The organism is Vibrio sp. 10N.222.46.A1 (assembly GCF_041473595.1).
GTDB lineage: Bacteria > Pseudomonadota > Gammaproteobacteria > Enterobacterales > Vibrionaceae > Vibrio > Vibrio tasmaniensis_A.
Map to the genome: position 1 here is coordinate 1 of NZ_JBFRSN010001278.1, position 1076 is coordinate 1076.

1 protein-coding gene is annotated in these 1076 nt (G+C 46.1%); it reads right to left on the bottom strand.

Annotation, left to right across the window (positions count from 1 at the left end):
- On the bottom strand, positions 1–1076 hold a 1076-nt coding region (locus tag AB4496_RS25950), incomplete at both ends, for an HAD-IC family P-type ATPase (RefSeq protein WP_372132740.1).

Below are 1076 nucleotides of genomic sequence, written 5' to 3' on the forward strand. Positions count from 1 at the left end.
AAGTAAATACCATTGCTTTCCGATGTTTGTGCATCACCAAGAATGAATTCACTGCTGCCGATAGCGACTTCTTGTCCATTCCACTCACCAGTGATACCAGAGCCAATTACGTTATTGACAGACTCTACTTCGATATCATCAGAAAGATGAGTCTTGAACGCTTTCGCGATAGGGTGGTTAGCATGTTGCTCTAGGCTCGCCGCTACTTTCAAACAGGTGTCTTTATCAAGTTCTGCGAAGGTTTCAACTTGGCTGATACGAATATCACCCTCGGTCAACGTGCCTGTTTTATCTATGATCAAGTGATTCACTTTGCACAAAGTTTCAAACACATGGCCTTTGCGCAGCAAGATACCGAAATTACCCATACGAGAAGTTGAGCAGGTGATGGCTGTCGGTGTTGCAAGCGATAGAGCACAAGGACATGTCGCAACAAGTACCGAGAGCATAATCCAGAAAGCATCTTCTGGACGTGTTTGGTGCCAGTAAAACCAAGTGCCGAACGAGATAACCAGAATCACAGCAACAAAGTATCGAGCAACCACATCGGCAATCTCTGCGATGCGAGGCTTAGACAGTTGCGCTTCATCCTGAAGGCGAACGATATTGGAAATCACGGAATCCGCTTTAGACGTCATCACTTCCAATTCAAACGATTCATCACCATTCAATGTACCAGCAAAGACGGTATCGTCTTCGTTCTTAACCACATGAATTGACTCACCAGTCAGCATGGATTCATCAATGTGAATTCTGCCAGATAATACTTTGCCATCCGCAGGAATATGCTCACCAGGAAGAACGCGAATCTGGTCGCCGACTTTCAATGTTTTAACTGGAACTTGTTCACCGTCTAATGTTGTCGCCATAGCTGGAACTAGCTTAAGCAGGTTACCACTAGCTGCTGCCGCTTTACGACGCGCGCGCATCTCAAGGAAACGCCCCAGTAATAGGAAGAAGGTGAACATCGAGATAGATTCAAAGAACACTTCGCCTTGCTCTGTCACCGTTGCCACTAAACTCGCAACATAGGCAAACAATAGAGCGATCGACACAGGAACATCCATGCCCAAGGT